The following is a 6828-nucleotide window of genomic DNA, read 5'->3' on the forward strand; positions in this document are numbered from 1 at the left end:
GGTGTAGGTGAAGGTCTGGTCTTCGACGGTGATGGTGAAGCTGTCGCCGGCTTCGATCGTGCCGCCCAGAGTCACCTGGGTGATCTGCGGGGTGCCCGTCTTGGCCGCCGTCGTCGTGTTGGCGGCAATGGTCTGGCTGTTGTCGAAGTAGGTGATCGTGCGCGACTCGTTGCCGTCCGTGACGATGAAGGACCGCTCGCGGCCCGAGGCGCCGCGGACCTCGATCTGCACGTCGGAGAAGCTGCCCGCCGTGCTGGTCATCGTGCCGGACAGCTTCAGGCCGACCAGGCCGTGGGCCATTTCGGCGCTGTTGATCTCGCCGGCCGCGCCCTCGATGGAGCCGTCGCCCTTGACGCGCACCGTGTAGGTGTCGGTCGACACCACGTTTGTGACGCGGGCGTTCTCGATGCCCTGAATGGTGTTGACGGCGCGGCGCGACTCGCTGGTGGAGTCCATGCGCATGCCGTTGCCGGCCAACAGGTTCTTGCCGCCGTAAGCGGAGTCGCCGGCCAGCTTGTCGATCTGCTCCTTCAGCGCGTTGAACTGCGAAGCGAGCGTCTTGCGGGTGGCGACTGCACCGGCGTCGGTGCCCAGGGCGGAATAAGCGGCGGTGGTCAGGCCGCGCGCCTGCTCGATCATGTCGTCGATCGACGTCACGCCCTTGTCGGCGGCCTTGATGGTGCTGATCGCCTGCCCCATCGTGTCCTTCAGCGCGCTGAGGTCGCCCGCACGCTGGGTCAGCCCCTTCGCCGCGAAGAACGAAGTCGGGCCGTCGAGGGCCGTGTTGATCTTGTTGCCGGTCGAGAGAATGTTCTGCTTCTTCGCGATCGACTCCTGCACGCCCTGCAATTGCAGCAGGTTCGTGCGCATCGACGACGAGAGGGAGATGTCGCTGGCAGCCATGGAAGTCACTCCTTTTGGAGGATGTCAGTCCGCACGACGTTGCGCGTACGGAGAGGGACTAATTCCCTCGGGCTACCAGTAGGCAAAAAATGGGCCAGATCGAATTTGCCGCCAGCAAAGGCAATTCCTGCCTCCCGGCAAATCTGAGGTCGGCAAATTTTGCCGATTACCCGGCAGAAATTGCCGCAGCCCCGGCACCGTTTGCCGGTTGATCGTCAAGCCCGGCAGATTCTGCCGGGCTTGTGGCGAGCGCCATCACCTCGCAAATGGCGAGTGGACCGGCGGTCAGCGCCACGCTTCCCCAGGACCAGCCGACGCCGAAGCCAGACAGGACGAGGCGCAGCGGACCGTCGCACAGCGATTCCCCCAGTTCGGAGGCCAGCGCCAGGGGAATGGAGGCCGAGCTCGTGTTGCCGAATCCGGCAAGTCCGACCACCGTCTGATCGGGCGTGGCGCCAAGTTTCTGCGCAAGGTGGCGGATCATCTGGGCGTTGGCCTGATGCAGGACCAGCCGGTCCACCGTCCCCATCGTCCAGCCGGCATGCTCCAGAACGGCGCGGATGTTGCCCGGCACCTCTCGCAGGGTGAAAGCGAAGACCTGGGTGCCGTCCATGAAAAGATGCGCAGGCTCGCCGGGCCGCCGCAGACCGCCGCCGGGGACGGCGAGGTAGGGAGCGCCGGTGCCGTCACTGCCCAGCGCGAAGGTCATGGGCGCGGCCTCCCCCGCCGTCGCCAGCGCCGTCGCCGTGGCGGCGTCGCCGAACAGCGGCGCCACGCTGCGGTCGTCGGGGTCGAGCACGCGCGACGTCGTGTCGCCCGCGACCAGCAGGGCGCGCCGCCCACCCGCCGCCTTGAGCATCGCCGAAGCGGTCCACAGGCCGTGAACATAGCCCGAGCAGCCGAGCGTCAGGTCCAGCACCGCCGCCCCCTTGCCCAGCCCGAGACGTTGGTGGAGCAGATAGCCCGAGGCCGGCAGGATGTGGTCATGGGTCTGGGTGACCATGACCAGCAGATCGACGCTGTCCGCCGCCCAGCCCAGCCGGTGCAGCAGACGCCGCGCCGCCGCCTCTCCCAGGTCGGACGTGCATTGATGAGGGGACGCGAGATGACGCGCCTCGATGCCGGTGGCCTTGGCGATCCGCCGGGCGGCGTCCTCGCCGAAGCGGGCGGCCAGATCCTCCACCGTTTCGCGCCGTTCCGGAACACAGGCGACGATTCCCGTCAGGGCGACGCCCTCGATCACGCTGGCCACCATGGGGCGTCTCCTTCCGTCAGCCGATGATGCCGCCGTCCACGACGATGGTCTGGCCGGTCACGAAGCCCGCCCCATCACCCAGCAGGAAACGCACCACCGGCACGACGTCGGACACCTCGCCCAGCCGGCCCAGCGGCGTGCGTCGCACGATCTGATCGCGCTGCCCCTCGGCCAGCGTGCCCGACATCTCAGTGGCAAGATAGCCGGGCGCGACCGAATTGACGGTCACCTGGAGCCGCCCGACCTCGCGCGCCAGCGCACGGGTCAGCCCGTCCAGCCCGGCCTTCGACGCCGAATAGGCGGACAGGCCGGTGTAGCCCCGCTGCCCGATGATCGACGAGATGTTGACGATCCGCCCCGGCCCCCGCTTCACCAGCTTGGCGCGCAGGAAGGCGCGGGCGACCTGGATGGCGCCGACCAGGTTGACCTGGATGACCTCCTCCACGTCGATCTCGGGAAAGGTCGCCAGGACCCCGTCGCGCGCGATGCCGGCGTTGTTGACCAATCCCCACAATGGAGACGCTCCGCCCCAGTCCAGCGCGGCGTCCATGAAGGCCCGCACCTCCTCCCCATTGCCGATGCGGCAAGGCGCCCAGAACAGGTCCGGCCCGGCCAGCCGCTCCAGCGCCCTGCTCGGCGCGCGGCTGCAGGTGGACACGCGGTAGCCCTCGCTCAGCAGCGCCTCGACCAGCCCCAGCCCGAGCCCCCGGCTGCCGCCTGTGACGATGACGTGGCGTTTGCCGCTCATGCCGTTCCCTTCCGCGTCTTCTTGCCCGCCGCTCCCAGGACGATGCACCCGGTCATGGTGACCAAACGGGGACGCGCGGCCGGCGGCAGGTCGGCCACGGCGTTTCGGATGGCGGCGCGCAAAACGGCCTCCTCCACCCCCGGCGCCGGGACCACCTGGGCGGTCAGGATGTGGCCGGTCACCGGATTGGCCGCGGCCTGGACCAGGGCATCCCGCACACCCGGCACGTCCAGCAGCACCTGCTCCACCGCCTCCGGCGAAACCTTGACTCCGCCGACATTCACCCGCCCGTCGAGACGACCGGCGAACAGCGCGCGGTCGCCGCGAACCTCCACGACGTCGCCCGTGGACAGCCATTCCCCCTCATGGTCGAGCATCGCGCGGGGGCTCCTCACCTCCAGCACGCCGTCACGGACACGCAGATCAACCCCATCGATACGGCCGTCCAACCATGAGGCAGGAAAGCCGGCCTTGCCGTCGCCCACCGCGAAGAGCGCTCCCGCCTCCGTCGAGGCGTAGATGTGCCGGCATTTCGCGTTCGGAAACCGCTCTGCCAGACGGTCGAGCAGCGGCTGGTCGGCAACCTCCCCGCCCAGCGTGACGGCCGCCAGGGGCGGCGCCTCGCCGTCGAGCGCCAGCAGGAAGGTGCGCCAGAAGCTGGGCGTCGCGCTGATGTGGGTCACCGCGTGCCTCACGGCGAGGCGTGCCAGTTCCGCCGCACCGGCGCCGGGCGCCGACACCAGCGTCGCCCCCGCCGCCAAAGCCGTCAGGATGACCTGAAGCCCGGCGAAGGCCGCCGGCTCGTAGGCCAGCAGCCAGCGTGCGTCCGGATCGGCGGCACCGCGCAGGCGTCCGCGCAGGCACTGGAAGTCGTGGCGTATCAGCTTCGGCGTGCCGGTGGTGCCGGAGGTCTCCAGCACCACCACGAAGCCCGGCTGGTGGGGCCTGTCGTCCGTCTCCGCGGACGTGCGGCGCGACAGATGCAGTTCCACCCCGACCCGCTCGGCGGCGACAAGCGCGGCGACGAGGGCCGGCACCCCCTGCGGCGGCAGAACAACCCGCCCTTCTGCAGCCCGAAACGCCCCTTCGAAAGCGTCGGCCTGCCCGGCGATCTCCGCCCAGCCGACACGTCGCCCCGCCTCGATCAGTCGGACGCCGGGGTGCAGCCAGGAAGGAGGGGGCCGGTTCATGCGAACCCGGTCGACACGTCTGGACGGTTGAGGACCGAACGGTAGAGGGCCGCCAGTTCCCCAACCGTGTTGAACTGGATGAAGCCGGCGCGGAAGGGGTCCTGGCCGGTGCGCTGCTCCAGCACCACCAGCAGGGTGGCGAGGTCGAGGGAGTCGATCGGCAGCTCCCCGCCGAGGAACCGCGTGTCCGGGCCGAGAGCCGGCAGGGTTTCCCCTTTGTCGGCGGCGATGCGGGCAAGCTCTTCGGCGATCAGCGCGAACATGGAATCGGTCATTGGGGGTCGCATGCGGAAAGGAAGTCGCGGAGGATGGCCGTGACGGGGGTCGCCGCCTCACTATGCGGCAAGTGCCCGGCCTTGTCGAAGAGATGAAGCGGCGCCCCCGGAGGCAGGCGGTCGGCGGTCGGCACCGGAATGATGCGGTCCTCGCGCCCCCACAGCAGTTGGATCGGCATCGGGAAACCGGTCCAGTCCACCGGGCTTGGCGACCGGTGGGCCTGCGCGAAGGAGCCGTCGATGATCCGCTCCAGGGCGGCACGGCGCCGGGGATCGGCGGACTGGGCGTGCATCACCTCGCCCACGCGTCCCGCCAGCAGCCACGGCCGGGCGAACAGGCGCGCGGCGCAGTCCCGCCCCTCCTCCGCCGTCTCCAGCGACGTGACCCTCCGCAGGAATTCCAGATCGAAGTCGGGGCCGAGGCCGGCGCTGGCGACCAGCGACAGGCTCGCCACCCGCTCCGGCGCGAGGCGTGCCAACTCCAGCCCGACGTAACCGCCCATCGAGTGGCCGACCGCATGGACGCGCGGGATCTCCAGCGCGTCCAGCAGGCGCAGCAGCCAGGGCGCGAAGATGCCGACCCGCCCGTCCCCGACCTCCAGGGTCGAGGCGCCATGCCCCGGCAGATCCACCGCCAGGACCCGGCGGTCGGCGGCCAGCGCCGCCGCGTTGAACTGCCACGTCAGCGAATCCCCGGCGAAGCCGTGCAGCAGCAGAGCCGGAACGCCGCCCTGCCCCATCGACAGATAGGAGGCCGGACCGCCCTCGATGTCCACCCGTCCGCGCCGCGGAGAGCGCTCAACCCTTGCCGTCACCGGGCCATTCACCACGGGATCAGGCGGCGACGGCGATGCCGGCCAGACCCAGCAGGTCGTCCACCGTCTTCGCCTTGACGAGCTTCTCGCCCTCCACGACGTGGCCGAGCTTCTCATCGACCAGGGCGATGAAGCTGATGACGGCCAGCGAGTCCCAGCTGTCGATCGAGTCGAGCTCTTCCGGGCCCGTCAGCGTGCCGGCGTCCAGCTCCAGCATCTCGTCGAGCGCGAGCAGGAATTCCTTGCGGTCCATGGTGGTGTCTCCGTTTCAGTGGAGCGTGTTCTGACGCACGCTGCCGTTCAGGTCGGCCCATTCAGGGTGCTGGCGCAGCAGATTGCAACAATCCTGCCAGCCGAAGTCCGGATTTTCGGGAAGCAATGCGCCGAGCAGGCGACGCACCAGTTCCAGGTCGGCGGCCTCGTCCACGCACCAGCGCTGATCGAGGACGGTGCCGTCCTCCGGCGCCAGGGGGGCGCCGATCCGGAAGAGTTCCGGACGTCGATAAAGGTGGGCGGTGACATGCTCGCGCTCCGCCGGTTCGACGGCGGAGGCGGCGGCCGCGTCGAGAGCGGCGCGGGTGAAGACCTCCGCATCCAGCCCCCGCGGGAAGCGGGTGACGTCCAGGCTGAGATAGTCGAGCGACGGCGCCGACTCCAGAAAGGCGGTCACCACGCGGTCCACCAGCGCCGGGTCGATCAGCGGGCAGTCGGCGGTGACCCGCACCACCACATCCGCCTCGGCCATGGCGGCGGCCCCGGCGAAGCGCCCGAGCACATCCTGCTCGTCGCCGCGGAAAACCTTCACCCCGAGCGACTCCGCCAAGCCCGCCACCGGGTCGTCGCTGCCGTTGACCGTGGTCGCCAGCACCAGCGCGTCGAGCGTCCGGCAGCGCGCCAGCCGGCCCAGATGATGGGTCAGCAGCGGCCGCCCCGCCGCTTCCATCAGCACCTTGCCGGGCAGACGGGTCGAGGTCATGCGGGCCTGCGAGATGCAGGCGACGCGCGGCTTGGCCATGGCGGCGCTCATTCCTCCTCCGGCGCCAGCATATCCCAATGCAGCGGTTCGCCGCGCCTCAGCGCGCGGGCGGCGCGGCGGCCGAGCACGGCGGGGAGATGCTTCGGCTCCATGCCGAAGCCGGGACGGATGGAGCGGACGCTGGCGGCGGTCAGCGCCTCGCCCGCCGCCACGTCGGCGGTGACGTAGAGGGAGCGGCGGTAGCCGCGCCCGCCCGCCTCGCTCGGCTTCACCCCGTAATGGACGCGGCCCAGCGCCGCCCAGGCGGTGCGGACGGAGTCGCCCATCGCCTTGAACTCCGCCGGCTCCAGGGAAAAGGCGCTGTCCACCCCGCCGTCGGCGCGCGACAGGGTGAAATGCTTCTCGATCACCACCGCGCCCAGCGCCGCCGCGGCGACCGGCACCGCCGCGCCGTGGGTGTGGTCGGACAGGCCGGCATCGACGCCGAAGGCCTGCGCCAGATGCGGGATGGTGCGCAGGTTGCAGTCCTCGGGCGGGGTCGGGTAGCCGCTGACGCAATGGAGCAGGAGGAGCGGCGCGTCGACCGCCGCGTCCAGCGCCTGCAGCGACTCCGCGAGCTAGCCCAGCGAGGCGAGACCGGAGGAGAGGAACATGGGCTTGCCCGAG

9 protein-coding genes are annotated in these 6828 nt (G+C 70.3%); all 9 read right to left on the reverse strand.

Features of this window, described 5'->3' with window-relative positions; genetic code table 11:
- Positions 1-903 (reverse strand): flagellin (locus tag GBZ26_RS25265; RefSeq protein ID WP_425599364.1); only part of this gene is annotated, 903 nt, incomplete at its 3' end.
- Positions 904-1069: 166 nt separating this feature from the next.
- Complete coding sequence (locus GBZ26_RS25270) at positions 1070-2158, reverse strand: ketoacyl-ACP synthase III (RefSeq protein ID WP_174441200.1); 1089 nt, start codon at positions 2156-2158, stop codon at positions 1070-1072.
- 16 nt (positions 2159-2174) lie between these two features.
- Positions 2175-2906 (reverse strand): SDR family NAD(P)-dependent oxidoreductase, encoded by a 732-nt coding sequence (locus GBZ26_RS25275; protein WP_174441201.1) that lies wholly within the window; start codon positions 2904-2906, stop codon positions 2175-2177.
- A complete protein-coding gene (locus GBZ26_RS25280) occupies positions 2903-4096 on the reverse strand; it encodes an ANL family adenylate-forming protein (protein WP_174441202.1) in 1194 nt (397 codons plus the stop codon). The genes GBZ26_RS25275 and GBZ26_RS25280 overlap by 4 nt, the downstream gene beginning before the upstream one ends.
- Positions 4093-4371: a phosphopantetheine-binding protein gene (locus GBZ26_RS25285; RefSeq protein WP_174441203.1), complete on the reverse strand. Its 279-nt coding sequence runs from the start codon at positions 4369-4371 to the stop codon at positions 4093-4095. Before GBZ26_RS25285 ends, GBZ26_RS25280 begins: the two co-directional genes overlap by 4 nt.
- Entirely contained in the window at positions 4368-5186 is an 819-nt protein-coding gene (locus GBZ26_RS25290) for an alpha/beta fold hydrolase (RefSeq protein WP_174441204.1), read from the reverse strand. Before GBZ26_RS25290 ends, GBZ26_RS25285 begins: the two co-directional genes overlap by 4 nt.
- 19 nt (positions 5187-5205) lie before the next feature.
- The gene (locus GBZ26_RS25295; RefSeq protein WP_174441205.1) at positions 5206-5439 is read right to left on the reverse strand and encodes an acyl carrier protein; all 234 of its coding nucleotides are present in this window, start codon (positions 5437-5439) and stop codon (positions 5206-5208) included.
- 15 nt (positions 5440-5454) lie between these two features.
- On the reverse strand, positions 5455-6213 hold the full coding sequence (locus GBZ26_RS25300; RefSeq protein ID WP_174441206.1) for a cytidylyltransferase domain-containing protein: 759 nt from the start codon (positions 6211-6213) through the stop codon (positions 5455-5457).
- A complete protein-coding gene (locus GBZ26_RS25305) occupies positions 6210-6767 on the reverse strand; it encodes an N-acetylneuraminate synthase family protein (RefSeq protein WP_282184356.1) in 558 nt (185 codons plus the stop codon). The genes GBZ26_RS25300 and GBZ26_RS25305 overlap by 4 nt, the downstream gene beginning before the upstream one ends.
- Positions 6768-6828 lie beyond the last annotated feature (61 nt).

Origin of the sequence: Azospirillum formosense, from assembly GCF_013340925.1 — a bacterium.
In the GTDB taxonomy this organism is placed as follows: domain Bacteria; phylum Pseudomonadota; class Alphaproteobacteria; order Azospirillales; family Azospirillaceae; genus Azospirillum; species Azospirillum formosense.

Excerpts from the sequence above, each read along its gene's own strand:
- GBZ26_RS25270 (WP_174441200.1), bottom strand. The coding sequence starts at position 2,158 with ATGGTGGCCAGCGTGATCGAGGGCGTCGCCCTGACGGGAATCGTCGCC.
- GBZ26_RS25280 (WP_174441202.1), bottom strand. The coding sequence starts at position 4,096 with ATGAACCGGCCCCCTCCTTCCTGGCTGCACCCCGGCGTCCGACTGATC.
- GBZ26_RS25275 (WP_174441201.1), bottom strand. The coding sequence starts at position 2,906 with ATGAGCGGCAAACGCCACGTCATCGTCACAGGCGGCAGCCGGGGGCTC.
- GBZ26_RS25285 (WP_174441203.1), bottom strand. The coding sequence starts at position 4,371 with ATGACCGATTCCATGTTCGCGCTGATCGCCGAAGAGCTTGCCCGCATC.
- GBZ26_RS25295 (WP_174441205.1), bottom strand. The coding sequence starts at position 5,439 with ATGGACCGCAAGGAATTCCTGCTCGCGCTCGACGAGATGCTGGAGCTG.
- GBZ26_RS25300 (WP_174441206.1), bottom strand. The coding sequence starts at position 6,213 with ATGAGCGCCGCCATGGCCAAGCCGCGCGTCGCCTGCATCTCGCAGGCC.